This is a genomic window from Streptosporangium nanhuense (assembly GCF_059358815.1).
In genome coordinates, this window is record NZ_JCADBG010000010.1 from 242,529 (window position 1) to 268,708 (window position 26,180).

The window sequence follows — 26,180 nt, forward strand, 5'->3', positions numbered from 1 at the left end:
CGATCCGTTATCAGCAGCAGGCCGCAAAGATAAATAAATACGGCGAAAAATCGGCCTGACCGGTAAGGGGCGGACACCGCGTACGGACCGGAGTCAGGACTCGCGGGGGCGGGGAGAGCGACGCCTGGCGGGGGCGGCGAAGGCGCGCAGGAAGGTGTTCACGCCGTCGCGGACCGCGGCGGCGAGGACGTCGGGACCGACCGGGCGGGTGCCCAGCGCGGACAGCGCGGGAAGGTTGCCCGCGACGAGGGCCATGAACTGGCCCGCCGCGACCCGCGGGTCGTCGATCTCCAGGTGACCCCGGTTGGCCAGGCCCGCCAACCGGCCGGCGAGGACGTTCAGCGCGGGCGTGCCGGCTCGGGCGACCACCTCGTCGTAGAGGTCGGGCAGGCGCGCGGCCTCGGCGTACAGCAGCCGCTGCAGCGCCCAGCCCTCCTCGCTGAGCTGGCACTCGACCATGAGGTGGCCCACCCTCTCCAGCTCGCCGGCGAGGTCGGCGCCGTCGTCGGGGAGGGTGGCGAACGCGGCGGTGATCCTGGCCGTCGACCGGTCGGCGCTGTCGCGCATGACCGTGCGGAACAGGGTCTCCTTGTCGTGGAAGTGGTTGTAGACGGTGGGCTTGGCGACCCCCGCGAGGCTCGCGATCGCGTCGATGTTCGTCTGGGCGTAGCCCTCCTGGGAGAAGACCTTCACGGCGGCGTCCAGGATAGCCGTGCGCTTGTCGATCCGCCCCCTGCCCGGCATCGCGCGTTCGGTGGTGGTCACGGTCTGAGATTACCGCAGCGGTCGCCGCATTCCGCTTGCCAACCTGAGCTCATGAGTTCAAAACAATGGCCACCTGAGTAACGAACGGAGGAGCGCATGGCCACCAATGTCAACACCGGCGACTCCCCGGGCGGGGTCTCGCCCGCCAGGGCTCCGGGCCTGCCGCTCGCCGCGATCGTCGGCTGCGAGTTCATGCTGCAGCTCGACGGCACCATCGTGACGGTCGCCCTGCCGGACCCGCAGAACGACCTCGGCCTGCCGGCGGCCGCCCTGGGCGGCTCGCTCGTGCCGGCGGTGCCGCTGACCGCGTTCGCCGGCGGCGGGCAGGACGTCGCCGCCGGGGTGTCGCGGGCCTTCACCGCCTCCGCCTTCACCGCCTCCGCCGTCATCGCCGGGCCGGCGATCGCCGTCGGGATCGCGGCCTGGTTCCTCCCCTCCCGACGCGAAGCCACCCACTGAAAATGAACGCATGAGTTCAATCATCGGACAACGTATGCGCTCGGCCTCGGCAGTGTCGTGAGTCGCCGCCCTCGCCGGGCGCGTGTTCCACGGTGGCGCGACGGCTCCACGTCCGGCCTTCGGCCGGCCACACACCTCCATGTCAGTGAGTAGAACGTTCGGTCTTGACAGACCGTGGCACAGGTTGCCATGCTGTGTCGCGATAGAACGTTCGGTCTTGCGAGAGAGCCGTTCCGGTGGCCCGTGGATGCACGTACGCACCGCGCCGCCGCCCATCAGTACAGCCGCGTTCACTCGCGGCCGGCCTGTCGGCGGCGGTCCCGGCGTCCGCGGCACCGGCCCCGGCCTTCCCGGTCCTCGCTCGGCTCCACTGAAAGGAACATCATGAGCACCATCGCCGCCTCACCTGATATCTCCGGGACCGCGTCCGCACTGCGGCGGCTGTACTTCGTCCGGTTCGTGTTCGCCATCGTCTGGGCCCTCGTGATGCTCACGACCGCCTCGACGCTGGGTCCGGTCGCGGTCACCCTGCTCGTGCTCTACCCGCTGTTCGACGTGGCCGCCGCCATCGTCGACGCCCGAGCGACACGCGGCACCGGATCACCCGCCCTGCTGTACGTGAACGTCGCGGTCAGTCTGATCACCGCCGTCGGCGTGGGCATCGCCTGCGCGTCCGGTATCCCGGCGGTGCTGCGCGTGTGGGGCGCCTGGGCGGTCGTGGCCGGACTGGTCCAGCTGATCGTGGGTGTCACCCGCCGCAAGATGGGCGGCCAGTGGCCGATGATCATCAGCGGCGGCATCTCCGTGCTCGCCGGTTCGTCGTTCATCCTCGGCGCCTCCGCGCCCGACCCGACGCTGACCAACGCGGCCGGCTACGCCATCCCCGGCGGCATCTTCTTCCTCATCTCGGCCCTCCGTCTCGGCCGCGCCGCGAAGGGGAAGTGACATGGGCGGCCACACCTACGACGTCGTCGTCCTCGGGGCCGGACCGGTCGGGGAGAACATCGCCGACCGGGTGGTGCGGGGCGGGCTGAGCGCCGCCGTCGTCGAGCGCGAGCTCGTCGGCGGGGAGTGCTCCTACTGGGCCTGCATGCCGACCAAGGCGTTGCTGCGCAGCGCGGCGGCGTTGCGGGCGGCGCGCATGTTGCCGGGAGCGCGCGAGGCGGTGACCGGCGGTCTCGACGCGGCCGCGGTGCTGGGCCGCAGGGACTCCTTCGCCTCGCACTGGAAGGACGACGGTCAGGCCGCCTGGCTCGATTCGGCCGGGATCGCCCTGCACCGTGGTCAGGGCCGGATCGTGTCCGCGAACGTGGTCGAGGTGACCGGCGACGACGGCGTCCCGGTCACGTTGACGGCCCGGCACGCGGTGGTCGTCGCGACCGGGAGCGGCGCGCTGCTGCCGGACGTTCCCGGCCTGCGCGAGGCCACGCCGTGGACCAGCCGGGAGGCGGCCGCCGCGAGCGCGGTCCCCGGCCGGCTCGCGGTCATCGGCGGTGGCGTGGTGGCGTCGGAGATGGCGACCGCCTTCGCCGCCCTGGGGTCCTCGGTGACGATGCTGGTCCGTGACGGCGTGCTGCCGTCGGCCGAGCCGTTCGCCGGCGAGCGGGTCACCGAGTCGTTGCGGGAGGCCGGTGTGTCGGTACGCCTCGGCGCGGAGGCCGCGTCGGTGCACCGCGACGAGGCCGGAACGGTGCGCATCACGACGACCGACGGCGAGCGGGTCGAGGCCGACGAGGTTCTGGTGGCGGTCGGCCGGACACCGAACACCCAGGACATCGGCCTCGGCGCCGTCGGCCTGACGCCGGGCGCCTGGCTCACGGTGGACGACACGCTGCGCGTGCTCGGGGAGGACGGGACGCCGATCGGTGGCGGGTGGCTGTACGCCGCCGGCGACGTCAACCGGCGGGTGCTGCTGACCCATCAGGGCAAGTACCAGGCCCGCGCGGTCGGCGACGTCATCGTGGCGCGGGCGCGGGGCGAGGTGGTCGAGGACGGCCGCTGGGGCCGGCACGCGGCCACGGCCGACGAGCGCGCGGTGCCCCAGGTGGTCTTCACCGAACCGGAGATCGCGTCGGTGGGGCTGACCGCGGCCGCGGCCGAAGCCGCGGGGACACGGATCCGCGTCGTCGACTACGACCTGGGCGCCGTCGCCGGGTCCGCCCTGCACGCCGACGGCTACCGGGGGCACGCCCGCATGGTCGTCGACGAGGACCGGAAAGTGATCGTCGGTTTCACGCTCGTCGGCCCGGACGTCGCGGAACTGCTGCACGCCGCGACGATCGCGGTCGTCGGCGAGGTCCCGCTGGACCGGCTGTGGCACGCGGTTCCGGCGTTCCCCACGGTCAGCGAGGTGTGGCTGCGGCTGCTGGAGGCGTACGGCCGCTGACCGCCCGGTAAGGCGCCGGTGCCGCCTCCCCGGCGGGGACGGCCCGCCGGGCGCGGCGTGCGCCGGCGGCCACCCCCGCCGGCGTCCGGCTGGAGAACACGAGCCGGTTCCGCACCCTTCGCGACGTGGACGTCCGAGACGCGTCAGTCCCAGGTGGGGAGCATGCCCTCGGGGTAGCGGGCGCCGAAGCCGCCGTCCGGGAGGATCTCGGCGACGCGCTTGAGATCGGTGTCGTCGAGGGTGAGATCGACGGCCGCGACGTTCTCCTCCAGGCGCCGGGGGCTGCGGGTGCCGGGGATGGGGACGATGTCGTCGCCCTGGGCGAGAAGCCAGGCCAGGGCGAGCTGGGCCACGGTGGCGTCCTTGGTGGCGGCCAGCTCGGCGAGCCCGCGGGTGGCCTCGACGTTCTTCTCGTAGTTGCCTGGCTGGAAGCGGGCGTCCCAGCTGCGCATGTCGCCGGGGTCGTACTCGGCGCCGGGCTTGGCCTGGCCGGTGAGGAAACCCCTGCCGAGCGGCGAGTAGGGGACGAACCCGATCCCGAGCTCGCGCAGGACGGGGAAGAGCGTCTCGACGTCGCGTTCGAACAGGGAGTACTCGGTCTGCAGGACCGAGACGGGCCGGACGGCGTGCGCGCGGCGGATGGTGTTCTCCCCCGCCTCGCTCAGGCCGAAGTAGCGGACCTTGCCGGCGTCGATGAACTCCCCGACCGTCCCGGCCACGTCCTCGATCGGCACGTCGGGGTCGACGCGGTGCTGGTAGAGCACGTCGATGACGTCGACGCCGAGGTGGCGCAGGCTGTTGTCGACGACCTCGCGGATGTGCTCGGGACGGCTGTCGACACCGCTCTTCCGGGTGCCGGTGAAGTCGAACCCGAACTTGGTGGCGATGACGACCTCGTCCCGGACCGGCGCGAGCGCGGCCCCGACGATCCGCTCGTTCTCGCCCTGCCCGTACAACTCGGCCGTGTCGAAGAACGTCACCCCCAGGTCGTGGGCCCGGCGGATCGTCGCGGCCCCCTCCTTCTCGTCGGAGGGCCCGTACGCCAGGGAGATCCCCATCGCGCCGTAACCCAGTGCCGACACCGTCAGGCCCTGCTGTCCGAGGTTTCGCTGCCGCATGATGCCCTCTCCCCGCGGCCGGGCCCCTTCTCGCGAAACGGGCTCCGGCCTGCGTTCATGGTCGATGTTAGAGTGCTCTTACATCAATGTAAGACTACTCTAACATCAGGAAGGGGGGAGAATCGTTCGCCGTGAGCAGTCCCACGACACCGCGACGCGGTTACCACCACGGCGACCTGCGGGCCAGGTTGATCAGCGAGGGCATCGCGCTCCTGGCCGAGACGGGCGTCGCGGGCTTCTCCGTGGCCAAGGTCGCCGTTCGCGCGGGCGTGTCGTCGGCCGCGCCCTACCGCCACTTCCCCGATCGCGAGGCCCTGCTGGCCGCCTGCGCGGCGGCCCTCACCTCCGCGCTCACCGACGTCCTCGTTCAGGCGGCCGAGCTGGCGGGGCCCGACCCGGTCGACCGGCTCGCCGCCACCGCGGGGGCCTACACCCGCTACGCGCTGGAGCGGCGCGCCGGTCTGGACCTCATCCACTCCCATGACTTCGCCGCCGCCCACCGCCCGGTCGTCCAGGAGCAGAGCCGTCGCCTCACGGACGTCCTGATGGCCCTGACCTCGGCGGTCCTGCCCGAGGACGCCTCCTGGGCCGACACCGCCGACCTCGCCTACGTCCACCTGTCCACCGCGCACGGCTACGCCACCCTGCTCCCGAGGGACTCCCGCCCGCCCCAGGACGTCGACGGCATCGCCGCCCGCGCCGTCACCGTCGCCCGCGACCACCTCACCGGCCACCTCCTGCGCCTGCGGGGCTCGCGGGACCACGACTCTCCCTGACACGGCGAGCCCCGAGGCGTCGGCGGCTCCGGGAGGAACGGCGAGGCCGCCCCCGACGGCCGGAGGCGGCCCGCGGTGCGGCCGGCCCCGGATCAGAAAGAGCGCAGGGCGTCGGCGATCGCGGCCAGACGGGATCGGGAGGCCAGGCCCGCGTGGTAGACGTGGATCTCGTCGGCTCCGGCCGAGCGGTAGGCGGCCAGGGTCTCCGGAGTCAGGGTGGCAGGCGGCAGGGCGAGGACGGACGCGCCGACGCGAGTGCCCGGGGCGGCCAGGGCGCGAAGCCTTCGGAGGCGGTCGGCGCCGGAGGCGGGGTCGTCCCAGCAGCCGGCGACGAGGACGTCGGCGGCCGGGGCCGCGGAGACCTGGCTGAAGGCGCCCGCGGCCCAGTGGTCGGGGCTGGCGTGCAGGGTGACCGGCAGGCCGGCCGCCTCCGGCCGCAACGCGCCCCGCAGTTCCCTGCCGAGGCCCTCGCGCAGCTCCCGGACGGCGGGGGCGAGGTCGCCGAGGGCGGCCTCGACCGACGGGGAGGCCGTGTCGACTCCGGCCCGGACCCGCTCGCGGGTTCCCGCCGGGTAGCGCGGGGCACAGGCCGCGCAGAAGCACAGGGACAGAAGGTCGAGCTGGGCCGCGGTCCAGTCGGCCCCCTCGGTCTTCTCGTGCGTGCCGGCGTGGCGGACGCCGAGCGGGCCGCAGGCCTCGAGGACGAACCCGTCGGGGGCGCCGAGTTCGGCGATCTCCCGGACCAGGGTCCGGCAGTAGTCGACGACGTCGGGATGGGACGGGCACAGGGCGTAGGGGTAACGGTCGCCGAAGGCGTTCCGGACGGCCAGGGACGGGTGGGCCGTCCCGAGGTGGGAGTTGTGGGTGAGTATGGTCCAGGCGTGGACGGCGAGCCCCGCCGCGCGCAGCGCGTCCGCGGCCCGGACGAACGCGTCGGGGGCCGTCCAGGTGGGGGCGGCGGGGACGAGCCTGCCCCAGGAGCCCGTACGGACGGGGACGTAGAGGGCGGGCCGGGCCTCGACGAGCCGGTGGGCGGGGTGGAACGGGGTGACCGCCCGCACCGAGTGGTACGAGGCGGCCAGCGCCACCGTGTCCGCGCCGAGCCGGGCGAGGCGTTCGGCGGCGGCGGGGTCCCCGACGACGTCCCAGGGGTAGGCGTAGATCACTTTTGTGGTCACCGGCGGGACCTCATGCATCCACCATTCCATTCACATATGTAAACCCTGGTCCAGGTTGTGAACAGCGTGTCGCAACTGTAAAAATCACTCACAACGCTGTCAACAGATCTGACAGCCGGGCCGGTGAGGGGTGTGATTTGTCAGCAGGTGAGAATCCGCCCGAAAGACCTCCCGTCAAATCGGCCGACCGGACGATCGAGTTGCTCGAGGCACTGGCCCGCGCCGAACGGCCGGTCACGCTCACCGAGCTCCAACGGGATCTCAACTACCCGAAGTCGAGTCTCTACATGCTGCTGCGGACCCTGATCGGCAGGGGCTGGGCGGAGACCGACCGGCGCGGCGTGACGTACTCCATCGGCGTGCGGGCCCTGCTGGTCGGCACCTCCTACCTGGACCGCGACCCCGTCGTCCGGGCGGCGGCGGTGGTGCTGGAGCAGGTCCGCGCCGAGATCAACGAGACCGTCCACCTGGCCCGCCTCGACGGGTCCGACGTGGTGTACCTCGCCAGCCGCGAGTCCCTGCACCACCTGCGCTTCACCTCCCGCGTGGGCCGCAGGCAGCCCGCCTGGGCGACCGCGCTGGGCCGCGCGGTCCTGTCCAGGCGCGACGACGGTGAGAGTCACATCCCCGACGTCCTCGCACCGCTGACCAAGCACACCGTGACCAGCCGCCAGGACCTGCTGCGGGAACTGGAGGACGCCCGGCTGCGCGGCTACGCGGACGAGAAGGAGCAGAACACCCCCGGCCTGGGCTGCGTCGCGGTGCCGCTCCCCCACGCCTCGCCGGTGACCGACGCGATCAGCGCGTCCGTCCCGCTGGTCCGGCTCGACGAGGCGCACCACGCGCAGATCGTGACGGTGCTCGGCGAAGCGGCTCGCCAGATCGGCCGGCTCTTCCGGCAGGAGGCGGTCTGACGTGCGGATCCTTCTCACCGGCGCGGCCGGCGCGGTGGCGACCGCGCTCCGGCCGCGGCTCGCCCGGCCCGGCCGGGTGCTGCGGCTCGCCGACGTCGTCCCGACCGCGGACCCTCGGGCCGGCGAGGAGACGATCCTCGCCGACCTGACCGACGAGAGCGCGATGGCCGCGGCGATGGACGGCGTCGACGCGGTCGTCCACCTGGGCGGGCTGAGCCGCGAGCATCCGTGGGCCGACATCCTGCGTGTCAACGTCCACGGCACGCAGGTGCTCCTGGAGGCGGCCCGCCGGGCGGACGTCCGGCAGGTCGTGCTCGTCGGCAGCCACCACGCGGCCGGGTTCCACCCCCGCCCGGACGCCCCCGACGGCCTCTCCCCCAGGCCGGACAGCTACTACGGCTTCAGCAAGGCCGCGATGGAGGCGCTCGGCAGTCTGTACCACGACCGGTTCGCGATGGACGTCGTGGTGATCCGGCTGGGCTCGTGCGCCGAGCGGCCCCGCGACCTCCGGGCACTGTCGACCTGGCTGTCGTACGACGACTGCGCCCGGCTGGTCGAGGCCTCCCTCACCGCCCGGGGCTTCCACCTCGTGTGGGGCGTCTCGGCGAACACCCGCCGCTGGTGGTCGCTCGACGCGGCTCGCGCCCTCGGGTACGCCCCGCGCGACGACGCCGAGGTCCACGCCCCTCGGCTGCTGGCCGAGTCCGGCGAGCCCGACCTCGCCGATCCGGTCCACAACTTGGTGGGGGGCGTGTTCTGCGAACGTGAACTCGGTGTCTTCTGGTGACGCCCGCTTCTCACCGCGCACTCCCCGCGGACGGCCGGGCCCGCGACGGTGGGCGGCCTCCGTCGCGGGAGGGCGCATCCGCCGGGGCGACGGAGAAATACTCCCGCGGCCACCGGCCGGTGTTCCCACGGTGTGACAGGATCGGTTCCAGTGCCGCCGGTCGGCGTGGCCGCCCGTCCCCGCCGTCGCGGCGCGCAACGATGGCAAGCCCCGAGTCGTCAGGATCCTCACGATGCTGAAAGCCGGTCGGTCCCAGGAGGAGATCCGCCAGCGCAACCTTGGCGCTCTGCTCCGGCACGTGCACCTGGCCGGCCCGCTCTCCCGTACGGAACTGGCCGGCCGGATGGGCCTGAACCGCAGCACGATCATGGGGCTGACCGGGGAGCTCGCCTCGGCGGGGCTGGTCCGCGAGGAGCTTCCCGGGGACACCGGCAGGGCGGGCCGGCCGTCGCTGGTGGTCCGGCCGGAGTCCGACCGGGTCTACGCGATCGCCTTCGACGTCCGGGTGGACCGGCTGGTCGCCGCCAGGGTCGGGCTGGGCGGGGCGGTCCTGGACCGCAGGGAGGCGGTCAGGCCGCGCGCCGGGGCCGACCTCGACGACGTGGTCGGGACCCTCGCCGGATTCGCCCGCGAGATGTACCTCGAGGCACCCCCGGACGCGGTGTGCGTCGGGGTCGGCGCGGCCTACTGCGGCATGATCCGGCCCGGTGACGGGATGGTGCGCTTCGGGCCGAACATGGGCTGGGTGGACCAGGCCTTCGGCACCGAGCTCGGCCACCGGCTGGGGCTCGGGCTCCCGGTGGCGGTGGGCAACGAGGCGCATCTGGGCGCGCTGGCCGAGCACGAGCGCGGGGTGGGCGTCGGCTTCCAGAACCTGGTCTACCTGCACGGGGACGTCGGCGTGGGCGGCGGGATCATCGTCGGCGGCAAGCTGCTCGACGGCGACGGCGGGTACGGCTGCGAGCTCGGGCACATGATGGTGAACCCGTACAACGGGCGGCCCTGCGGGTGCGGCTCGCGCGGCTGCCTGGAGGCGGAGGTCGGCGAGCAGGCGCTGATCGACGCCGCAGGCCGCTCCGCCGAGCTGTCGGGGCGCGAGGGTGTGCGGGCCGTGGTGGACGCCGCCGGGCGCGGGGACGTCGCGGCCGTGGACGCGCTGCGCCGGATCGGCGACTGGCTCGGCATCGGGGTGGCGAACCTGATCAACCTCTTCAACCCCGGCCTGGTGATCTTCGGCGGGATGCTGCGCGAGGTCTACCAGGGCTCGGCGGCCCAGGTCCACAGCCGGGTCGAGGCCAACGTGCTGGTGATCTCCCGGGAGCGGGTACGGCTGCGCACCTCGGCCCTCGGCGACGACGCCACCCTGACCGGCGCGGCCGAACTCGCCTTCTCCGAGGTGCTGGCCAACCCCCTGGAGGTCCTCGCCCAAGGCGTCGGCCGGGCCGGGGCCGGGAGGGCACACCCCGCTCCGCGGTGACCGGCCCTTACCTCCGCTGGGATCCCCGTGCCTCGGTCAGCAGACGCAGCTCTTCGCGGACGATCGCGCGAATGCTCTGCGGGGTGAAGTTGTACGGGTAGGTCGCCGTCTGCAGCGTGAGGCCGTCCATGAACACGTGAAGCCGCACGGCCTGGCGTTCCACGTCGGCGTCGGCGAACTCCTGTCCGGCCTCCGGCAGCGGCATGTCGTGGCAGAAAGCGACCGCGAGGCGGCAGATGTGGCGCTCGCCCGCCCACGCGGAGCCGCGCAGCTCCGCCATCGACTCGTCGACGTGCGAGCGCACCAGACACGCCAGCCACACATCCACCTCGACGCGGCGGTTGTCGTCCAGCGGAAGGAATTCCTCGAGCATGAGCTGGGCACGCTCCAGGCCCGGCAGGACCGCGTTCAGGTGCCCGGCGACGCGTGCGGCGACGGCTCTGCCGATCGCGTGCGCTGCGAAGACGAGCAGGCCGCGCTGGTTGTCGAAGTAGTGGCGCAGCCCGCTGGCCGAGACCTCCGCCGCCTCGGCGACCTTGCGGACCGTGGCGCCCTCGATGCCCTCCCGGCTGATGACCTCCCACACGGCGCGGACGAGCTCGTCGCGCCGCTGCTCGTGGTCGACGATCTTCGGCATGTCCCTATCATCGCACGCTCGTACTATCTCTTATAAAGTACAAGTGTGCTGAAAAAAACGCTGGGGCGAACGCCCCACCACCCGACGCTGGGCGTGGGCGTGCTGATCGCCGGCCTGGCCATGATCTTGGGGTCGGCGCTGTGGCTGGCGCTGAACACCGCCGGCGAGATCCGCTACACGGCCGACCATGCCGGCACCAGGCCCATGTGGCACATCTGGATCCCCGTCCTCGCCGGACTGGTCCTCACACGGCTGATGCCGTCGCCACCGCGGGCGACCCCTGTGAACGACGCACCGGCGACGCGAGAACTTCGCTGGCAGGCGGGTGTCCTGCTGGCCTCGGCCGTGCTGTTCGCGGTGGCGCTGCGGCTGGTGACGGGCAGCGGCCACGACGCCGAGCCGGCACACACCATGTTGAAACTCGTCCTGCTGCTGGCCGTACCGGCACTGTTGTTCCGCCTGTCACGCCACGGCACCGCTCCTCGGGAACACGGCGCCGCTCCCCGGGAAGCGGTGCGCGAGCGGCCCACGGCCTGGCGCCGTTACGGGCCGGTGGTGCCGGTCGCGGCCTGGCTCGTCCTGGCCCACATCGGCCCGCTCGCCCGGCCCGCCGGCGGAGGCGACTGGACGGCCGGCTTCGACCCCGTCACGCTGCTGATCGCCGTGATCGTGGTCTTCGCCGTCAACGCCCTGCTCGAAGAGGTCTTCTACCGACGCTGGCTCCAGAGCCGGTGGGAGCACCTCATCGGCCGCTGGCCGGCCATCGTGCTGGCCAGTGTGCTCTTCGCGGCCTGGCACATCGGCATCCACGGCACCGGCCACCTTCTCACCGATCTCGCCTCGGTCCTCGTCCACCAGGGGGTGCAGGGCCTGTTCCTCGGCTACCTGTGGAGCCGGTACCGGATGATGTGGCCCATCCTCATCATCCACGGCGCGATCAACGCCGTCCCGTTCTGATGAACCCGCCGTAGCGGCCGCCACCTCCCGGCACGGACTCACAACCGATCACCCAATGGCCCATGCCGCCGTCGTCACCGAGATCGCCCTCATCCCCGGGGGCGGAGCCGCTCGCGCCAGGGGTGGGGGCCGTGCTCGACGGCCAGGGCCTCGTCCAGCCAGGCCCTCCGCGCCCCGTCCAGCCGGGGCAGGACCTCGGTGAAGTCGCGCTCGTCCTTGGGGCGCCGCCCCTTGGCCTTGTACAGGAGCTGGATCTCCGGCGCGATCCGCGAGAAGCCGTCCTCGGCGACCGTGAACGACGCCAGCGGGCGGCGGATCCGCGCATCTCGCCGGTAGACCCAGTCGTCACCGTCGGCCTCGTCGAGCATCAGCTGGATCCGCCACGGCCCCTCGGGGTCCTCGCGGACCCAGATGTCGTGGACGCGGGCGGGAAGGATCTCGTCCGGCGGCCACGGGCGCAGCGTGCCCGCCGGGTCGGCGGCCCAGCAGTCCCATCCCGCGAGCAGAGCGCGCGCGGCGGCCTGGTCACGGCGCAGGAGACCCACGTCGATGTCCGCGTGCTCGCGGTAGGCGTGGCCGACCTCCAGCTGGATCGCGTACCCGCCACCGATCCACCAGGGGGTCTGCAGCCCGCCGAACAGCTCGACGACCTCGGCGAGCGAAGCCGGTTCCCACGGTCCCCACGGTGTCTCCGTACGCGGCATGACCGCCATTGTCGCCGAGCCGAGCCGGGCGGGGAAGCGAGGCGTCACGCCGGGTCGGGGACCGCCAGGTGCCATCTGAGCCATTCGACGACGTTCTTGACGAAGGTCACCCGGTTGGCGATCTGCCGGATCTCGTGCCCCTCGTCCTCGAACAGCAGGAGCTCGCAGGGCACCTCGCGGGCCCGCGCGGCCTGGAGCACCTGCTCGGCCTCGTACAGGGGGACGTTGGTGTCGCGGGCGCCGTGCACGACCAGCAGCGGGGCGGCGAGCCGGTCGAAGGAGTGCAGGGGCGACAGGGCCCGCAGCAGGTCGCGGTCGGCGACGGGGTGGCCGTACTCGCTGACGGCCGCCGCGGCGATCCACGGCTCGGTCCGCTCGTAGAAGGTCTCGAAGTCGGCCATGCCGCAGACGTCGACCCCGGCGCGGAACAGGCGCGGGTGGGTGACGAGGGCGGCCAGCGTCATGTAGCCGCCGTACGAGCGTCCCATGCAGGCGATCCTGGCCGGGTCGGCGATGCCCGCCCGCGCCAGCTCCAGGGCGCAGTCGGCGACGTCGTTGATCGCGTCGAAGCGGAGGGCGTGGTTGTCGGCGTTGCGGAAGGCCCGCCCGAATCCCGACGAGCCGCGGATGTTGGGCGCGAGCACCCCGATCCCGGCGGCCAGCAGGTTCTGGAACAGCGGGTTGAAGGTGGGCCTCTCCTGGCTCTCGGGGCCGCCGTGCAGGTAGACGACGAAGGGCGCCGGGCCGCGGGCGCCGGGGACGCGGTAGAGCCAGCCGGTCAGCTCCATGCCGTCGCCCGCCTGGAAGCGCACCAGCTCCGCGCCGGCCGCGCCGGGGATCGGCCCCGAGCCCGCGATCCGCCGGTAGCCGCCGGTCGCCAGGTCGCAGAGCAGCACGTGGGAGGGGTGGCCGGGCGCCTCGGCCGCCAGGACGGCGAGGCTGCCGTCCAGGGACACCCTGATCGAGGACACCACCTCGGCGGGCAGGGGCGGGAGCGGGCGCGTCCGGCCGGTGGCCGTCTCGACCACCTCCAGCTCCGAGCGGCCGGAGTCGTTCCACACCAGGACGGCGAGACTGCCGTCGGCGCTCAGCGCGAACTGGTCCAGCTCGGCGTCGGCGCGCTCGGCCAGCACGGTCGCCGCCCCGTCCTCGCCCACCGCGACCAGCGCCGCCCGGTCGCGGCCGACGTCGGACAGCAGGTAGGCGGTCGTCCCGTCGGGAGAGAGGATCCCGTAGTCGGTCGTGCCGGTCAGCCCGGCCAGCAGCGGCCGCTCCCCGTGGCCCGGAAGGTCGCCCGCCGCCTCGTCGGGAAGGCTCGCGGGCAGGCCCGGCGGGACGTCGGAGAGATCGCCCGCGGGAAGGTCGAAGCGGATCCCGGCGGGAGCGTCGGCGGGGAGGCCGGGCGAGAGGTCATGGGGATCGCCGGGCGGCAGATCGAAGCGGACCACGACGGGAAGGTCGGCGGGGAGGTTCGCGGGGAGCCCGCCGGGCGGCTCCGGGGCGAGATCTCCGGGATGGGACAGGCCGGGGACGAGAGCGCCCGGATGGGAGAGACCGGTGACGAGGCCATCCGGATGGGACAGGCCGGGAACCGGGTCGCCGGGCAGGGCCGGGAGATCGGCCACGTACATCCGGCGCACGCCGCGCGGGCCGCGGCGCAGCAGCATCCGCCGGTGGTCGCGGCTGACCGAGGCCGGGTGCAGGAGCGCCCCGCCCGCGATGACCTCCCGGCTTCCCGAGGCCGCGTCGATCAGCACCGCCTCCGTACGGCCCGACGAGGAGACCTCCGCGACGAGGAGGATCTCCCCCTGGCCGGTCCAGCGCACGAACGACGCCGATCCGCCCTCGGGCGCGGCCAGCGGGCGCAGGTCGCCGCCGTCGGGCCGCACCGTCCAGACCTGCGTGTGCTCCCCGCCGCCCGGTACGACGAGGACGGCGAGCCGGCGGGCGTCGGGGGACCAGCTCACGTCGGCGGCGGGCTCGGGGCCCGTGTCGACCGGCCAGGCCTCCGGCCCCCCACCCCGAGGATCTTCCTGGGGATCCTCCTGGAGGGCCCGCGGGGTCCGCCCCGGGTGCCAGGCCTCCAGCTCCGCGCCGAGGGGCTGGATCCAGACGCGCGGCGAGCCGTCCCGGTCGCCGATGAAGGCGACGGCGCTCAGGTCGGGCGCCAGCGCGGGCGCCCGGCAGCTCCAGGCGGTCAGGCCCGTACCCATCGACGGACGAGAACGGGCGCCAAGAATCTCGGTCATCAAACTCCTTGTGCCTGCAACCACAGCTCCAGGAGTCCGAGTTGCCACAACGCGTTGGCACCCAGGGTAGTGCGATGCTCGTCCGGTGCCGCGAGCAGCTTGTCGACGTACGTCTGGTCGAACAGGCCCCGCGACCTGGCCGCCCGCCCGGTCAGCGCGTCCCTGACGAGCTCCAGGAACGGGCCGTGGATGTGCTTGATCGCCGGGACCGGGAAGTATCCCTTGGGCCGGTCGATGATCTCGGCGGGCAGCAGCTTGCGGGCGGCGTCCTTCAGGATCCCCTTGCCGCCGGAGGCGAGCTTGAGCTCGGGCGGGCAGGCCGCCGCCAGCTCGACCAGCTCATGGTCGAGGAACGGGGTCCTGGCCTCCAGCCCGAAGGCCATGGTCATGTTGTCCACGCGCTTGACCGGGTCGTCGACGAGCATGACGCCCGTGTCCAGGCGCAGCGCCGCGTCGAGCGCGGTGTCGGCGCCGGGCCGCGCGAGGTGGCGCCGGACGAAGTCGCCGCTGACGTCCTCGTCCGGCATGTACTCCGGCGACAGGATCGCGCCCAGCGTCCCGTGCGAGCGGTCGAAGAACTCCCTCTCGTACGCGGCGGCGACGTCCTCGCGCGACACGCCGGCCAGCGGCGGGTACCAGCTGTACCCGGCGAACACCTCGTCGGCGCCCTGGCCGGACTGGACGACCTTGACGCGCTTGGAGACCTCCTCCGACAGCAGGTAGAAGGCGACGCAGTCGTGGCTGACCATCGGCTCGCTCATGGCCCGCACCGCGTGCTCCAGGGCGGGCAGCAGGCGGGCGTCGTCGATGAGGATGCGCTGGTGGTCGGTGCCGAACTCCCCGGCGACCAGGTCGGAGTAGGCGAACTCGTCCCCCCGCTCCCCGCCCGCCGGGGAGAACCCGATGCTGAAGGTCGACAGGCCCTTCTGCCCCTCCTCGGCCAGCAGCGCGACGATCAGGCTGGAGTCCAGGCCCCCCGACAGCAGCACGCCCACGGGCACGTCCGCGACCATGCGCCTGCGCACGGCCGCCCGCAGCCGGTCGAGCACGACCTCGACCCACTCGTCCGGGGTCAGCCCGGCGTACTCGGGCAGGGCCGAGCGGGTGTGGGGCGGCTGCCAGTAGAGGTGGTCGGTGACGGTCCCGTCGGGCTCGACGGTGCGTACGGTGGCCGGGGGAAGCTTGCGCACCCCGGCCAGGACGGTGCGCTCGGCGGGCACCACCGAGTGGAACGTCATGTAGTGGTGCAGGGCCACCCGGTCGATGCCGGTGTCCACCCCGCCCCCGGCGAGCAGCGCGGGCAGCGAGGAGGCGAAGCGCAGCCGCGCGGCGTCCTGGGTGACGTACAGCGGCTTGATCCCCAGCCGGTCGCGGCCGAGCGTGAGCCGGCCGGTGTCGCGCTCGGCGACCGCGAAGGCGAACATGCCCTTGAAATGGTCGACGCAGCCGGTCCCCCAGCGGTGGAAGGACTTGACCAGCACCTCGGTGTCGGAGGTGGAGAAGAAGCGGTAGCCCAGGCCCTCCAGTTCCCCGCGCAGCTCGCGGTAGTTGTACAGGCATCCGTTGAAGACCCCCGCCAGGCCGAGGTCGCTGTCCACCATCGGCTGGGCGCCCCGGTCGGACAGGTCGATGATCCTCAGGCGCCGGTGGCCGAGGGCGACCGGTCCCAGCGACCACAGGCCCGTCCCGTCCGGTCCCCTGTCGTGCATCACGTCGTTCATCCGGGCCACGGCGGCGACGTCCGCCGGGCGGCCGTCGAACCGGAGCTCACCGCTCAGACCACACATCGAAACCCCCCGGTGACCGGCTCGGGCCGGAGCCCTTCGCCCGGGTCACACGTCTCGCACGTCCTGCTCGTCGAACCTCTCGCCGACCGCTCCACGCCCGGGCTCATCGCCCGGGCCGCGCGTCGGAGGTCCCTTTCAACAGCCAGGTGTCCTTGGAACCGCCTCCCTGGGAGGAGTTGACGATCATGCTTCCGGCCGGGGCGACGCGGGTCAGCGCCGTCGACGGCACCGTCGCCGTCTCGCCGAAGCAGACGAAGGCCCGCAGGTCGACCACGCGCGGGCTCAACCGGTCCCCGTCGATGGTCGGGTGCGTCGACAGCCGGATCGTCTCCTGGGCGACCCAGCCCTCGGGCGCGGCGAGGATCGTCTTCCTGACCTGTTCGAGCTCCTCGGCGGAGGCGTCGGGGCCGACGACCACGCCCTGCCCGCCGAAGCCGTCCACCGGCTTGACGACCAGCTCGGCGAGCCGGTCGAGCACCTGCTCCCGGTCCTCGGCGTCCCGGCACAGGTAGGTGGTGACGTTGTCGATGAGGGGCCGCTCGTTCAGGTAGTACTTGATGAGGCGCGGCACGTACCGGTACACGCACTTGTCGTCGGCGACGCCGTTGCCCGGCGCGTTGGCCAGGACGAGCGCGGAACGCTCGACGGCGTCCATGATCTCCAGCCCGAGGTGGCCTTCGAGCAGGTCGCTCTCGTCGATCCTGCGGTAGAGCACCTCGATCCTGCGCCCGTCGATCTCCAGGTGGCCGTTCCTGAAGGACAGGTCGGACGGCACGGACAGGGGCACCCCCAGCTCCTCGGCGAGCATCCTGTGCTCGTAGAAGGCGGAGTCCTGGGGCCCCGACGAGACCACGGCGAGGGCCGACGGATCGCCGGAGCCCGCCGCGAGCAGTGCCTCCCGCAGCATCCGCAGGCCCTCCCCAGGGTCGGCGACCTCGGCTCCCGGGGCGAGTTCCGGCATCAGCTCGTCGATCAGCCGCCTGTTGGTCATGGCGTACCCGAGGCCCGAGGGCACCCTCAGGTTGTCCTCCAGCACCGCCCAGCGGCCGACGTTGTCGCGGACCAGGTCCAGCCCGGCCACGACACAGCGCACGGTGCCCTGCGGCACCCTGCGGCCGGGCCTGCGGTAACCGGGGGACTCGTCGACCACCCACGCGGGGATCGTGCCGTCCCTGATGATCTCGCGCCCGTCGTAGACGTCGTGCAGGAACGCCTCCAGCGCGCGCACCCGCTGCGGCAGGGCCCGCTGGATCTCGGCCCACTCGCCGGCCTGGACCAGCCGGGGGACCAGGTCGAACGGGTAGATGCGGCTCTCGCCGCCGCCCTCCACCTGGAAGGTCATGCCGTTGCGGCGCTGGTAGGCGTCGCGCTGCTCCTCCCGTTCGCGCAGCCCTTCGACGCCCAGGCGGTCGAGGACCCGCAGCACCGGCTGGTAGGACTCGCGCACCGTGCCCTCGATGATCGCCTCGTCCCCGGGGGCCTCGTAGCCGTCGAGGAGGCTGGTGTGCATCCTCGGCGTCGGGCCGCCGAAGGCCGTCTCCCACTCCTCGGACCTCGTCTCGGCGATGACGAGGTCGACCACGTCCGACAGCCGGCCGCTGCGGGCGTAGGCCTCGCGCTGGCGGGCCGAGGAGCTTCCCCGCGCCAGCGACTCCCTGGCCAGGGACGTGACGAGCTCCCAGTCGCCGCACTGCTCCAGCTGCGGGCGCAGGCCGTTGATCATCCGCCGGATCACCTCGCCGGCCGGGGCCGGGGTGCCCTCGACCGGGTCGACGAGATCGCCCTCCAGCCCGGAGCGCGACGCCCGCCACGAGGCCGCGCGGACCATCTCCAGCCGGACCGTGCGCTCGGGCCCGCTCTGCGCCGCCTCCAGCTCCCTGGCCACCAGCGCCCTGAACAGCCCGGCGATCAGCACGATGTCGCCCACGCGGGGGCAGGCGTCGCACACCCGCAGCTCGATGGTCGGCAGGTGCGCCGAGGGCCGGATGTCGAAGTAGATCATTCCAGGGTCGGTGATCACCCCGGAGGCGACGAGGTCGCGCACCACCTGGTCGTACTCGGCGGCCGACTCGAACCTGGGCACCGGACCGGCGGTGGGCCAGCGCTGCCACAGCAGCGGGCGGTAGCTGGCGTACCCGGTGTCGGATCCCAGCCAGTACGGCGAGCTGGAGCTCAGGGCGAGCAGCGGGGGGATCCAGGGGGCCAGGCGGTGGGCGACGGCCACCGCCAGGTCGCGGTCCTCGACGTCGGCGTGGAACTGCGTCCCGCAGATCAGCTGCTCGCGGGTGAGCAGCTGGTAGTCGGCGAGCATCTGCTCGTAGCGGGGATCCGGGGAGATCTTCAACGCCTCCAGGTCCACCAGCGGCACGCTGCCCGCCGCCACGATTCCCAGGCCGAGGCCGTCCGCCGCCTGGATCACCGTGCGGCGCAGCGCGGTCAGGTCGTGCCCGAGGTCCTCCAGATGCATGAAGGGCCTGCTGTTGGCCTCGACCACCGAACGCTGCAGCTCATGGGTGAAACGCTCGGCCGGCAGCTGCTCCAGCAGGACACCGGCTCGTGGGACGAGGTGCCGGGTCTCGACATCGACGACGTGGAACTCCTCTTCGACGCCGACCGCGATCGGCCCCGCAAGACCCGCCATTTCATCACTCCTGAAGTACGCCGGTTCATGGGGTTTTTTATTCTTTGCCCGAAAAAAGGGGTTCCGCACTTCACGGGCCACTTTGGGAGAAAGTGAGATCGTGCGGGCGCTCCCTGATGCCGGACAGACCCGCTTCCCATCCGGCGCGAGGACTCACCTTTTCCGGCCGGTAGATCTCCTGATAAGTCCTGAAACAGGACATTGACGATCACCGGCGACGGGACTCCACCCGGGAGACGCGACCCCTCGCACCCGGCTCGACACTCGACGTGACCGTCTCCGGGCGGGGCGAGACCTCGGCCGGGTGACGCCTGCACGCCCGGCCCGGCGGCCGGGGTCTACGCGGACGGTCGTCCGGCCGGGGGCTCGTCGCGCCCCGGCGGCCCGGCGTCCGGCCGCTCTTCCTGCGAGGAAACCTCGGGCGGACCAGACGGGCCGAGCGAGTCCGGCGGACCCGGCGGACAGGGCTGACCGGGGAGCGGCTCGGCCTCGTCCGGCCCCGGCTCGATCATGCGCGGCGGCCGGGGCGCGTCCTGCGGAGGCGGCCCGAACGTGTCGGGAAAGGCGTGGATCCCCAGCGCCTCAGGACGATCGCCCGACGGGCCGGGCGGGTCGAGGAGCTGCCGCACGGGCGGGCTGTCGAGGAACGTGGAGACCGCGTCGACCACCCCCTCCCCCAGGGGACGGAACGCGTCGACCACGGCCTGGGCGGGCGGGCCGAGGCGGGTGCCGACCTCCTGGATGAGATCTTCCAGCACCTGCGGCAGCGGCGGCACCGGCAGGCCGAACTGGGGCTTCGGTCGTGCCTTCTCCGGCGGCGTCCAGCGCATCGAGTCGTCGCTCATGGCGAGCCATTCGTCGACGGCGCCGTCGATGGAGTCGAGCACGTGATCGGAATCGTCTGGCATGGCGGCTCCCCTCATGACCGGGATCCGATAAGACGACGGTACCTCGCCCCGCCGCTCCCGGGCAGGGGCGGGTGGGAACCGCCACCCCGGTGTCGTTCCCCGGCCGCCTGACCGGGCGGCCCTACAGTGGTGGTACGGCGGCTGTACGGGAGCTGTACGGCGGCCGTACGGCGACGGGGCCCGATCATCAAAGCCCGTTAAACTGGCATAACCCCCTCAACTGGGGGAATAAGCTGTCGATGCTCTCTCAAACTCGTCCTGCCGGTAGTGACACGCTCACATTCCTTGGCGCGATCATGCGTAATCCCCACCAACTGGGGGCGATCGCTCCCAGCTCGAAGGCCGTCGCCCGCCTGGTGGCCTCGATCGTCCCCACAACCCCCGGAGCCGTGGTCGTCGAGCTCGGCGCCGGCGGCGGAGTGATCAGCGACGCGATCCGCGACCGGCTGCCCCCAGACGGACGGCAGCTCGCCGTGGAGGTCAACGAAGGCATGGTGGAGCACCTGCGGCGCAGCAGACCCTGGCTGGAGGTGATCCCCGGCGACGCGGGCGACCTCGGCAAGCTGCTGCGCGAGGCCGGTCTGTCGCACGCGGACGCGATCGTCTCCTCACTCCCCTGGACCCTGTTCGAGGACGCCCAGCAGAAGCGCGTCCTCGACGAGATCGCGGCCTCGCTCGCCCCCGGTGGCGCCTTCAGCACCATCACGACGCTGACCGTGATGCCGTTCCGGCGCTTCCGGCACTTTCGCGGCCTCATGAACAGCACGTTCGCCACCGTCGACACCCTGGGCCCGATCTGGCGCAACGTACCGCCCGCGCTGGTGTACACCGGGGTCGTGGCGCACGACCGGCTGCCCGGGGAGGCGTCCGGCGGCTGGACGGCCGACGGGCGGCCGTCCGGGGAGACCGGCGGCGAGTGAACGGCCCGCCGGGGGATTCCCCCGGCGGGCGGACGAGCAAAAGAGCGACGACCCGGCGGCCGACGGGCGAGCGAGGGCCTCGCGGTGACCGCGAGGCCCAACATCATCGCGAGGCTCTCCGTCGTCACCGTGAAGCCCGCTGTCACCGCGAAGCTCTTCGTCGTCACCGTGAAGCCCGCTGTCCCCGCGAGGCCCGCCGTCACCGCGAGGTCAGGACCGGCCCCGTCCACGTGAGGTCGTCCAGGTTGACCACGATGGCGTCCTGGGTGCTGCGGGCGATGACCACAATCGCCTCCAGGTCGGGGTCGGGGTTCTCCTCCCTGTGGGGGACGAAGGGCGGCACGAAGATGTAGTCGCCCGGTTCGGTGTCGATGCGCACCTCGACGGGCTCCTCCCCCTCGATGTCGGCGAAGACGAACGAGGGGTTGCCGCTGACGACGTAGATGGCGGTCTCGGAGTCCCCGTGGTGGTGGTTCGCCGAGGCGGTGGCGGGCGCCACGTGGGTCTGGCCCATCCACAGGCGGCCGGCGCCGACGGTGGCGCCGCTGATGGCCGCGCGGCGGCGCATGCCACCGGTCTGGGCGGTCTCGGCGGTGAGACCGCCGGGCGCGATGTGGTGCAGGCGGCGGTGGAACGGGTCCTCGGGAAGGACGATCGGCATCAGTCGCTCCTGGTTCGGTCGGAAGGGTGCGGCGCGAGCGCCCCGAAACCCCCATCGTGGTACAGCGGCGGGGGGATGGGCGGGATCGGTGTGCCCCTCCACGACCCGGCCGGCGGCCGGCCGGTGGTCTCCCGCGACGAACCGCTCCCGGGTGCGGCGGAGCGGCCACGCGGACAGAAATAAACCCCCGCCTCACCTGGTTGCCGCCTATATGGCTGATGACGACATCCGCGGGACGGTCCGCGGCTCTTCCGAGGTGCCCCTGTCGATCCTCGAACTGGCGACCGTCGGTTCCGGGGTGACGCCCACCGAGACCCTGGAGGCGAGCACCGAGCTGGCCAGGCGCGCGGAGGAGTGGGGATACCACCGGATCTGGGTGGCCGAGCACCACGGCATGCCGTCCGTGGCCAGTTCCTCGCCCGCCGTGCTGATCGCCCATCTGGCCGCCGCGACCAGGACCATCCGGCTGGGTTCCGGCGGCGTCATGCTGCCCAACCACGCCCCGCTGGTCATCGCCGAGCAGTTCGGCACCCTTCAGGCGCTGCACCCGGGCCGCATCGACCTCGGGCTCGGCCGGGCCCCCGGCACCGACCCCGCCACGGCGAGGGCGCTGCGCGGGCGCCACGGCCTGGACGCCGACGACTTCCCCGAGCAGCTGGCCGAGCTGACGGCCTTCCTGGACGGCGCGTTCCCGAAGGGCCACCCGCTGGAGCGGGTCGTCGCCGTGCCCCGGTCGGAGTCGGGCCGCCCGCCGATCTGGCTGCTCGGCTCCAGCGGCTTCAGCGCCCAGCTCGCCGGGATGCTCGGCCTGCCGTTCGCCTTCGCGCACCACTTCAGCGGGAACAACACCGTCCCGGCCCTGGAGCTGTACCGGTCGTCCTTCGAGCCCTCCGCCGTCCTCGACCGGCCGTACGCGATGATCGGCGTCTCCGCGATCGCCGCCGACACCCCCGAGCGGGCACTGAGCCTGGCCCGCTCGGGCGGGCTGTCCATGCTGCGGCTGCGGCGCGGGGCCCCGCAGCCGATCCCCACGCCCGAGGAGGCCGAGAGCTACCCCTACAGCCCGATCGAGCGCGACTTCCTCGACGACTACCTGTCCAAGCTGGTGCTGGGGGACGCCCCCGGGGTGCGGCAGGGGCTGGAGGAGCTCCGCAAGCGCACCGAGGCCGACGAGTTGATGATCACCACGATGGTCCACGACCCGGCCGAGCGGATCCGCTCCTACGAGCTCATCGCCCAGGCGTACGACCTCACCCGAGGTCACTGACCCCGGGCTCCAAGTGATCATTGGTGCGTTCAGCTGCGTGAATAAAACCGCTAATCTCCACCGAATCTGCACAGAAGCCCGTTACGCTCCCGGTGCATGATCAGATCGAGATGGGTGAGCCTGCTGGTCTGGCTGGCGGTGCTGCCGTTCGCCGCCTGGGCGGTGCTCAGGGCCGGAGGGTGGACCCCGGTCTGGCAGTGGGTCGCCCTGGTGGCGTTCACGCCGTACGTGGCGGCGGCCTCGGTGATCCCGCTCCTTTTGGCCCTGGGGCTGCGCCGCTGGGCGGCCGCGGCCCTCGCCCTGGTCACGGGCGCGGTGCTCGCGACGGCCGTGCTCCCCCGGCACTTCGGCGACGGCCACCAGCCCGCGGCCGACGGGGGACGGCTGCGGGTGCTCGCCGCGAACCTCGCCGTCGGCGCGGGCGACACCGACGTCCTGATGAGACTCGTGCGCTCCCTCGACCCGGACGTGCTGGCCCTGCAGGAGGTCACCCCGGCCGCCCGCGACCGCCTGGAGGCGGCCGGGTTGCGCGAGCGCATGCCCCACGTCGTCGACCGCGCGGTCGACGGGGTGTGGGGCTCGGGCATCTACTCCAAGCACCCCGTCACCGAGAGGCCGCTGATCGCGCTGGGCAGGTTCCGGCAGGCCCGAGGGGTGATCGAGCACCCGAGCGGCCACGAGATCGAGGTCGTCTCCGTCCACCCCTGCGCGCCCCGGTACGGCGCCAAGGTCCCGTGCTGGGACGGGGGGCTGCGGGCGCTGCCCAGGGCGGGCGGGCAGCTGCGGGTGCTCGCGGGCGACTTCAACGCCACCCTCGACCACCGGCTGGTGCGCGACCTGCTCGACAGCGGCTACCGCGACGCGGCCGACGTCACCGGGCACGGCCTGACGCCCACCTGGCCGCAGCAGGGCTGGGAACCGGTCCCCGGGGTGACGATCGACCACGTGCTCGCCGACTCGCGCATGGCGATCAGGAGCTTCGGCGTCCACCGCCTCCCGGACACCGACCACCGCCCTGTCTTCGCCGAGCTGGGCCTGCCCCGCTTCAGCAAGCGCTGACTCCCGCGCGAGACCTCACGGACCTCCGAGCGAGGTCCCGGCGGTCGCGGGCCTTCGCGGGCGGGACCCGCCGAGGAACAGGACCAGGGCGAGGACGGCGTACGGCACCGCGAAGGCGGTGAAGATCTCGGCGTCGCCGGTCAGCGCCGAGGCCGCGGCGTAGCCGCCGTACACCAGGAGGGCGGCCAGCTCGGTGCCCAGCCCGGCCAGCGAGGTCACGGTGGCGCGGGCCGGGCCCGTGATGCTCTCCTGCAACCGTACGTCGGCCAGCACGGTCGCCAGCTGGAAGACGCAGAAGGCCGCCGCGAGGGCGACGAACCCCGCCGCGACCCCGCTGAGCGCGCCCGCGCCGAGCGTCAGCGCCCCGAACGCGAGGAGCGCGGCGAACTGCCGGTCCGTGAGGCTCCGCCCGGCCGCCGCGAGCACGCCACCGGCCGCGATCCCCACGGAGACCAAAAGCACCAGGAGCGGCACGACGTGCGTGGCGACGCCGGTGCCGATCGCGAGCAGCGGGGTGTACTCCTCCAGCGAGCCCCACACGGCCGTAACCGCCGGTACCAGCAGCAGCGCCCGGCGCGTCGGCCGGTCGGCGCGCGCCGCCCGCAACCCCTCGCGCAGGATCGCGGCATAGCCGCCCACCGGCTCCTCCTCACCTTCCTGCTCTTGTACGGCTTCCTGTCCGGTTTCCTGGCCGGCGGGTGCGCGATGTTCGGGAAAGGCCAGCGCGGCCAACGCGGCGAGCACGCACGCCACGACGCTGCCGGCCGCGATCAGCGGGTAGCCGCCCAGGGCGAACACCGGGGTGGCCAGCGCCATGGACACCACGACGGCGCCCATGCCGACCGCGCGGGCGCGACCCATGACGGCGGCGTAGCGACCGGCCTCGCCCAGGCGGTCGAGTTCGGTGTAGACCAGCGCCTCCAGGGCGCCCGACTGCAGCGCTCCGCTCGCGCCCCACAGGACGAAGCCCGCGGCGAACACCCAGTAGGAGGGGGCCGCGACCCACAGGCCGAAGCCGACGGCGGCGAGCAGCGGCGCCAGGGCGAGCAGCGCGCGCCGCGAGACGGCGTCGGCCCACACCCCGGAGGGAACCTCCAGCACGACGGAGGTGATCGACCAGATCGCCAGGAGCGAGGAGATCTCGGCGGTCGTCAGGCCCGTGTCGACGAACAACAACGCATAGAACGGATAGAACAGGACGAACTCATCGAAGAGGGTGTAGGCGTAGAGCGTCGCGGCCAAGCGCTTCGCACGCCTCTGGGGCGCACGGTGAAAAGAAGTGGTCATGAGGTCCTTCTCGCGGAGGCTGTGCGGACTCGGGATGCTCGGCATCTCCGGGGGTCCACGGCAGCTCGCGCCGGACCGACCGATCGTTGAGGATCAATGTCGCCAGGTCATAGGGCAGACACTACAGCCGCGCCGCCCGCCACGGCCTCCCTTTTTCTCTCGCGCGGGAAACACCTCCCCGCGTGAACGCGGCCCCACGTCAGGCCCCCGCCGAAGCGGCCGACACCGCCGGCACCGCTGACACCGCTGACAGCGCGGACGGCGTGGGTGACCGGATCGGGCAGGCCGGAAAACCGGTCAGAACTCGTCGTGCCCGGAGACCTGGCCGATCGGGAAGATGTGCCTGTTCGCGGCGCAGATGGTCTCCAGGACGTGGACGGGCACGTCCTCGTCGGAGTAGCCCGCGCGAAGGACCTGGACGACCCACTCCCCCGGTTCGAGCTCCAGGGTCTCGTACTCGAAGGGTGTCGGCGGGCGGGCCGTCAGGTTCTCCTCGGCGTGGCCGAAGGTGTGGCCGAGGGCGACCAGTGCCGACTGGAGTGACGGCTTGACGAACCCGGGCTCGGCGAGGCGGGTGCCCCCGAACAGGTCCGCCCGGAAGTAGCTGGTGGCGATGCGCACCGGGACCCCGTTCGCCGTCATCATCTTCCGGCGGGCGATCACCTCGGCGCCGGGTTCGACGCGCAGGCAGGCGGCCACGTGATCATCGGCCGGCTCCGGGCCCACGTAGAGCATCCTGCGGTCCGGCGTGACGCCCTGCCTTTCGGCCTCGGCGAGGAACAGGGAGGCGGAGGCCCGCACGGCGGGATCGGTCGGCAACGCCCGCCGCACCAGAACCCTGGGCGCGCGGGCCGCCGATCCCCCGCCGGCACGGGCCTCGGACTCCTCGGGAATACGGACCGGAGACTCCTCGGGGACGCGTGCCGTCGGCCCCTTTCTCATCTGGGAGACGCGGCCGGGGGACACGCCCAGGCGCGTTCCTATGTCCTCCAGGCTCATCCCGGCGTCACGGGCCTCGGCGATCGCCTGGCGGCGCATCTTCGCCGCCTCCGCGACGAGCCCCTGCTCGTCGGTGATGAGACGGCTCAGAACCCGGGCGCGCTCGACAGGGTCGCTCAGCGCGGAAACGTCGCGCAACGTCTCCAGATCCATCGGGGCCGCCTCCTCGTGCTCAACACCACCGGGGATTTTAGTCCCCCTGTTCCGGTGCCCGGCCGACGCCCGTACCGCCCGGCCGGAAGGT

The 26,180-nt window shown here is 72.8% G+C and carries 23 protein-coding genes; 11 read left to right on the plus strand and 12 right to left on the minus strand.

Features of this window, described 5'->3' with window-relative positions; translation table 11 throughout:
• Positions 1-93: 93 nt before the first annotated feature.
• Positions 94-765 carry a TetR/AcrR family transcriptional regulator gene (locus tag AC5L38_RS20970; protein WP_495244499.1) on the minus strand — a complete coding sequence of 224 codons (672 nt, stop codon included), beginning with the start codon at positions 763-765 and terminating at the stop codon, positions 94-96.
• Positions 766-861: 96 nt separating this feature from the next.
• Between AC5L38_RS20970 and AC5L38_RS20975 the strand changes: the two genes are divergently transcribed.
• The 3 genes from AC5L38_RS20975 (at position 862) to AC5L38_RS20985 (ending at position 3,610) form a co-directional block, all read left to right on the plus strand.
• On the plus strand, positions 862-1,224 hold the full coding sequence (locus tag AC5L38_RS20975) for a hypothetical protein (protein WP_495244500.1): 363 nt from the start codon (positions 862-864) through the stop codon (positions 1,222-1,224).
• Positions 1,225-1,608: 384 nt separating this feature from the next.
• The gene (locus AC5L38_RS20980; protein ID WP_495244501.1) at positions 1,609-2,169 is read left to right on the plus strand and encodes a hypothetical protein; all 561 of its coding nucleotides are present in this window, start codon (positions 1,609-1,611) and stop codon (positions 2,167-2,169) included.
• A gap of 1 nt (position 2,170) precedes the next feature.
• Positions 2,171-3,610 carry a dihydrolipoyl dehydrogenase family protein gene (locus AC5L38_RS20985; protein ID WP_495244502.1) on the plus strand — a complete coding sequence of 480 codons (1,440 nt, stop codon included), beginning with the start codon at positions 2,171-2,173 and terminating at the stop codon, positions 3,608-3,610.
• A 143-nt stretch (positions 3,611-3,753) separates the two neighbouring features.
• On the opposite strand, the gene AC5L38_RS20990 is transcribed toward AC5L38_RS20985, so the two are convergent.
• Positions 3,754-4,728, minus strand: coding sequence for an aldo/keto reductase (locus AC5L38_RS20990; RefSeq protein ID WP_495244503.1), 975 nt, complete (start codon positions 4,726-4,728; stop codon positions 3,754-3,756).
• A 131-nt stretch (positions 4,729-4,859) separates the two neighbouring features.
• Here AC5L38_RS20990 and AC5L38_RS20995 point away from each other — a divergent pair, with 131 nt between their 5' ends.
• Positions 4,860-5,504 (plus strand): TetR/AcrR family transcriptional regulator, encoded by a 645-nt coding sequence (locus AC5L38_RS20995; RefSeq protein ID WP_495244504.1) that lies wholly within the window; start codon positions 4,860-4,862, stop codon positions 5,502-5,504.
• Positions 5,505-5,596: 92 nt separating this feature from the next.
• Here AC5L38_RS20995 and AC5L38_RS21000 read toward each other — a convergent pair whose 3' ends face one another.
• Positions 5,597-6,700 carry a hypothetical protein gene (locus tag AC5L38_RS21000; RefSeq protein ID WP_495244505.1) on the minus strand — a complete coding sequence of 368 codons (1,104 nt, stop codon included), beginning with the start codon at positions 6,698-6,700 and terminating at the stop codon, positions 5,597-5,599.
• A 119-nt stretch (positions 6,701-6,819) separates the two neighbouring features.
• Between AC5L38_RS21000 and AC5L38_RS21005 the strand changes: the two genes are divergently transcribed.
• From AC5L38_RS21005 to AC5L38_RS21015, 3 genes are all read left to right on the plus strand, one after another.
• The gene (locus AC5L38_RS21005; RefSeq protein WP_495244506.1) at positions 6,820-7,596 is read left to right on the plus strand and encodes an IclR family transcriptional regulator; all 777 of its coding nucleotides are present in this window, start codon (positions 6,820-6,822) and stop codon (positions 7,594-7,596) included.
• A gap of 1 nt (position 7,597) precedes the next feature.
• Positions 7,598-8,383, plus strand: coding sequence for an NAD-dependent epimerase/dehydratase family protein (locus tag AC5L38_RS21010; RefSeq protein ID WP_495244507.1), 786 nt, complete (start codon positions 7,598-7,600; stop codon positions 8,381-8,383).
• Positions 8,384-8,615: 232 nt separating this feature from the next.
• Positions 8,616-9,860 carry an ROK family transcriptional regulator gene (locus AC5L38_RS21015; RefSeq protein ID WP_495244508.1) on the plus strand — a complete coding sequence of 415 codons (1,245 nt, stop codon included), beginning with the start codon at positions 8,616-8,618 and terminating at the stop codon, positions 9,858-9,860.
• 7 nt (positions 9,861-9,867) lie between these two features.
• Here AC5L38_RS21015 and AC5L38_RS21020 read toward each other — a convergent pair whose 3' ends face one another.
• Positions 9,868-10,497 (minus strand): TetR/AcrR family transcriptional regulator, encoded by a 630-nt coding sequence (locus AC5L38_RS21020; RefSeq protein ID WP_495244509.1) that lies wholly within the window; start codon positions 10,495-10,497, stop codon positions 9,868-9,870.
• A 45-nt stretch (positions 10,498-10,542) separates the two neighbouring features.
• On the opposite strand from AC5L38_RS21020, the gene AC5L38_RS21025 reads away from it, so the two are divergent.
• The gene (locus tag AC5L38_RS21025) at positions 10,543-11,454 is read left to right on the plus strand and encodes a CPBP family intramembrane glutamic endopeptidase (RefSeq protein ID WP_495244510.1); all 912 of its coding nucleotides are present in this window, start codon (positions 10,543-10,545) and stop codon (positions 11,452-11,454) included.
• An 89-nt stretch (positions 11,455-11,543) separates the two neighbouring features.
• Here the strand turns inward: AC5L38_RS21025 and AC5L38_RS21030 are convergent, their stop codons facing one another.
• The 5 genes from AC5L38_RS21030 to AC5L38_RS21050 all read right to left on the minus strand — a co-directional run bounded on the left by AC5L38_RS21030 (position 11,544) and on the right by AC5L38_RS21050 (position 19,743).
• Positions 11,544-12,158 carry a nucleotidyltransferase domain-containing protein gene (locus AC5L38_RS21030; protein WP_495244511.1) on the minus strand — a complete coding sequence of 205 codons (615 nt, stop codon included), beginning with the start codon at positions 12,156-12,158 and terminating at the stop codon, positions 11,544-11,546.
• Between the two features lie 44 nt (positions 12,159-12,202).
• Positions 12,203-14,407 (minus strand): S9 family peptidase, encoded by a 2,205-nt coding sequence (locus AC5L38_RS21035; protein WP_495244512.1) that lies wholly within the window; start codon positions 14,405-14,407, stop codon positions 12,203-12,205.
• Complete coding sequence (locus AC5L38_RS21040; protein ID WP_495244513.1) at positions 14,407-16,194, minus strand: N-acetylglutaminylglutamine amidotransferase; 1,788 nt, start codon at positions 16,192-16,194, stop codon at positions 14,407-14,409. The genes AC5L38_RS21035 and AC5L38_RS21040 overlap by 1 nt, the downstream gene beginning before the upstream one ends.
• Positions 16,195-16,297: 103 nt before the next feature.
• Complete coding sequence (locus tag AC5L38_RS21045) at positions 16,298-18,835, minus strand: glutamate--cysteine ligase (RefSeq protein ID WP_495244514.1); 2,538 nt, start codon at positions 18,833-18,835, stop codon at positions 16,298-16,300.
• Between the two features lie 338 nt (positions 18,836-19,173).
• The gene (locus AC5L38_RS21050) at positions 19,174-19,743 is read right to left on the minus strand and encodes a hypothetical protein (RefSeq protein WP_495244515.1); all 570 of its coding nucleotides are present in this window, start codon (positions 19,741-19,743) and stop codon (positions 19,174-19,176) included.
• Positions 19,744-20,039: 296 nt separating this feature from the next.
• On the opposite strand from AC5L38_RS21050, the gene AC5L38_RS21055 reads away from it, so the two are divergent.
• The gene (locus AC5L38_RS21055) at positions 20,040-20,663 is read left to right on the plus strand and encodes a class I SAM-dependent methyltransferase (RefSeq protein ID WP_495244516.1); all 624 of its coding nucleotides are present in this window, start codon (positions 20,040-20,042) and stop codon (positions 20,661-20,663) included.
• A gap of 199 nt (positions 20,664-20,862) precedes the next feature.
• Here AC5L38_RS21055 and AC5L38_RS21060 read toward each other — a convergent pair whose 3' ends face one another.
• Positions 20,863-21,324: a cupin domain-containing protein gene (locus tag AC5L38_RS21060; RefSeq protein ID WP_495244517.1), complete on the minus strand. Its 462-nt coding sequence runs from the start codon at positions 21,322-21,324 to the stop codon at positions 20,863-20,865.
• A 211-nt stretch (positions 21,325-21,535) separates the two neighbouring features.
• On the opposite strand from AC5L38_RS21060, the gene AC5L38_RS21065 reads away from it, so the two are divergent.
• Together AC5L38_RS21065 and AC5L38_RS21070 are read left to right on the plus strand one after the other, a co-directional pair.
• Positions 21,536-22,591 carry an LLM class flavin-dependent oxidoreductase gene (locus tag AC5L38_RS21065; protein ID WP_495244518.1) on the plus strand — a complete coding sequence of 352 codons (1,056 nt, stop codon included), beginning with the start codon at positions 21,536-21,538 and terminating at the stop codon, positions 22,589-22,591.
• A gap of 96 nt (positions 22,592-22,687) precedes the next feature.
• On the plus strand, positions 22,688-23,650 hold the full coding sequence (locus tag AC5L38_RS21070; RefSeq protein WP_495244519.1) for an endonuclease/exonuclease/phosphatase family protein: 963 nt from the start codon (positions 22,688-22,690) through the stop codon (positions 23,648-23,650).
• 15 nt (positions 23,651-23,665) lie between these two features.
• On the opposite strand, the gene AC5L38_RS21075 is transcribed toward AC5L38_RS21070, so the two are convergent.
• Positions 23,666-24,892: an MFS transporter gene (locus AC5L38_RS21075; RefSeq protein ID WP_495244520.1), complete on the minus strand. Its 1,227-nt coding sequence runs from the start codon at positions 24,890-24,892 to the stop codon at positions 23,666-23,668.
• 342 nt (positions 24,893-25,234) lie between these two features.
• A complete protein-coding gene (locus AC5L38_RS21080; RefSeq protein WP_495244521.1) occupies positions 25,235-26,089 on the minus strand; it encodes a UTRA domain-containing protein in 855 nt (284 codons plus the stop codon).
• Positions 26,090-26,180: the final 91 nt, after the last annotated feature.

Coding starts and splice junctions, on each gene's coding strand:
- AC5L38_RS20975 (WP_495244500.1), top strand. CDS start 862: ATGGCCACCAATGTCAACACCGGCGACTCCCCGGGCGGGGTCTCGCCC.
- AC5L38_RS20980 (WP_495244501.1), top strand. CDS start 1,609: ATGAGCACCATCGCCGCCTCACCTGATATCTCCGGGACCGCGTCCGCA.
- AC5L38_RS20985 (WP_495244502.1), top strand. CDS start 2,171: ATGGGCGGCCACACCTACGACGTCGTCGTCCTCGGGGCCGGACCGGTC.
- AC5L38_RS20990 (WP_495244503.1), bottom strand. CDS start 4,728: ATGCGGCAGCGAAACCTCGGACAGCAGGGCCTGACGGTGTCGGCACTG.
- AC5L38_RS21000 (WP_495244505.1), bottom strand. CDS start 6,700: ATGCATGAGGTCCCGCCGGTGACCACAAAAGTGATCTACGCCTACCCC.
- AC5L38_RS21015 (WP_495244508.1), top strand. CDS start 8,616: ATGCTGAAAGCCGGTCGGTCCCAGGAGGAGATCCGCCAGCGCAACCTT.
- AC5L38_RS21020 (WP_495244509.1), bottom strand. CDS start 10,497: ATGCCGAAGATCGTCGACCACGAGCAGCGGCGCGACGAGCTCGTCCGC.
- AC5L38_RS21030 (WP_495244511.1), bottom strand. CDS start 12,158: ATGCCGCGTACGGAGACACCGTGGGGACCGTGGGAACCGGCTTCGCTC.
- AC5L38_RS21035 (WP_495244512.1), bottom strand. CDS start 14,407: ATGACCGAGATTCTTGGCGCCCGTTCTCGTCCGTCGATGGGTACGGGC.
- AC5L38_RS21040 (WP_495244513.1), bottom strand. CDS start 16,194: ATGTGTGGTCTGAGCGGTGAGCTCCGGTTCGACGGCCGCCCGGCGGAC.
- AC5L38_RS21045 (WP_495244514.1), bottom strand. CDS start 18,835: ATGGCGGGTCTTGCGGGGCCGATCGCGGTCGGCGTCGAAGAGGAGTTC.
- AC5L38_RS21050 (WP_495244515.1), bottom strand. CDS start 19,743: ATGCCAGACGATTCCGATCACGTGCTCGACTCCATCGACGGCGCCGTC.
- AC5L38_RS21055 (WP_495244516.1), top strand. CDS start 20,040: ATGCGTAATCCCCACCAACTGGGGGCGATCGCTCCCAGCTCGAAGGCC.
- AC5L38_RS21060 (WP_495244517.1), bottom strand. CDS start 21,324: ATGCCGATCGTCCTTCCCGAGGACCCGTTCCACCGCCGCCTGCACCAC.
- AC5L38_RS21065 (WP_495244518.1), top strand. CDS start 21,536: ATGGCTGATGACGACATCCGCGGGACGGTCCGCGGCTCTTCCGAGGTG.
- AC5L38_RS21070 (WP_495244519.1), top strand. CDS start 22,688: ATGATCAGATCGAGATGGGTGAGCCTGCTGGTCTGGCTGGCGGTGCTG.
- AC5L38_RS21080 (WP_495244521.1), bottom strand. CDS start 26,089: ATGGATCTGGAGACGTTGCGCGACGTTTCCGCGCTGAGCGACCCTGTC.